Annotated in this window: 2 protein-coding genes and 1 pseudogene; all 3 read left to right on the top strand. The window is 65.8% G+C overall.

The genetic code is table 11. The features are described from left to right. A partial coding sequence (locus VQ02_RS38850; RefSeq protein WP_209437097.1) for a hypothetical protein occupies window positions 1-217 on the top strand: 217 nt, incomplete at its 5' end. 18 nt (window positions 218-235) lie between these two features. Beyond that, entirely contained in the window at window positions 236-1,213 is a 978-nt protein-coding gene (locus tag VQ02_RS32300) for a DMT family transporter (RefSeq protein ID WP_048448365.1), read from the top strand. 28 nt (window positions 1,214-1,241) lie between these two features. Beyond that, window positions 1,242-1,352: pseudogene (locus VQ02_RS39595) on the top strand (zinc-binding alcohol dehydrogenase family protein); the annotation flags it as partial.

The raw sequence follows: 1,352 nt of genomic DNA, 5'->3' as shown, positions 1-1,352 counted from the left end.
GACGGTCTCGTCCTGCTGCGCTTTGGCGACGGATCACCATCGCATTCAGTCTCCGGTCGAGCTGCTCCGGCTTCAGTCGATAATCCAATTACAGCAATTGGAACTATGCGCTTATCAGATCAATCCAGCGCAGGCATTCTACCCTCCTCTCATTCGTCGCGGACGACATGACGCCGAGCATCCAGGTCGCTGGAGTTGCCCGGACCACGACATCTGATCCTTCACAAGGCCCATCATGTCCGCCTCAGCCACCAACTCATGCCCTGCCTCCAACGACTTACCAGCCAAACGACAAATTGGCGTCGCCGTCGTTGCGGCAGAGGTGGGTGTATCGAGCCGTCCGCGGCTGCGGTGCGGTCCCGCGCTCTTACTCGGCGTCGCGATCCTGCTCTGGGGCGCCAACTGGCCGGTAATGAAAGTCGGATTGGGCCATGTCTCGCCGCTTTGGTTTTCCGCATCGCGCTTCGCCATGGGTGCGGCTTGCCTGTTCGTTTGGCAGATGTTGCGCCGTGAGCTGCGGCTGCCGGAGCGGGCCGACCTGCCCATTGTCGCCTCGATCGGCCTCCTGCAGATGATGCTGTTCACGGCCCTCGGCGCCGTGGCCATGACTCACCTGCCTGCCGGTCGCTCTGCGATTTTGAGCTACACCACGCCGATCTGGGTCCTTCCCGCCGCACTTCTGTTGTTCGGCGAGCGGATTGAACGGCGGCGTTGGGTCGGTATCATTTTTGCCGGTCTCGGTGTTCTCTTGTTGCTCAACCCGCACGCGATCGACTGGCGCGACGCGCAGGTCGTCGGCGCCAACGCGATGCTGCTCGCCGCCTCCGCCGCCTGGGCCCTGTGCATCCTGCACCTGCGTTACGGCCGCGCGCCCTCGCCGGCGATCCGGCTCGCGCCCTGGCAAATGCTGCTCGCGGCAATGGTGCTGGCCCCGCTTGCCCGCGCGGTCGAGGGGCCGTTCACCGGCGACGGCACGGGTACGCTCTGGGTCTGTCTCGCCTTCGTCGGCCCGGTCGCCACCGCCTTCTGCTTCTGCGCCGTCAACGCGGCGAGCGCCCGGCTGCCGGCGAGCGCGATGTCGACCCTGATGCTGGCGGTGCCGGTCTCCGGCCTCGCCTTCTCCATGGCGGCCCTGCGCGAGAGCCCAGGCCCGGACCTGATCCTCGGCGCCGCCGCCATCGTGCTCGGCGTCGCGGCGAGCGCCCGCTCCTAACCCCCATACCAAAGAAAGGACCACTTCCATGAAGGCTGTCGGTTTCTACACCTCCCTGCCGATCGACCACGATCAAGCGCTCGTTGATCTCGATCTCCCGACTCCAACGCCGGGGCCGCGCGACCTGCTCGTCCGAGTG

This window comes from Methylobacterium variabile (assembly GCF_001043975.1).
In the GTDB taxonomy this organism is placed as follows: domain Bacteria; phylum Pseudomonadota; class Alphaproteobacteria; order Rhizobiales; family Beijerinckiaceae; genus Methylobacterium; species Methylobacterium variabile.
Note: the sequence above shows the minus strand (reverse complement) of the source record. Positions and strands in the feature narration are given on the sequence as shown.

What these genes read in the sequence shown, in the direction of transcription:
- VQ02_RS32300 (WP_048448365.1), top strand. Translation starts at nt 236, where the DNA reads ATGTCCGCCTCAGCCACCAACTCATGCCCTGCCTCCAACGACTTACCA.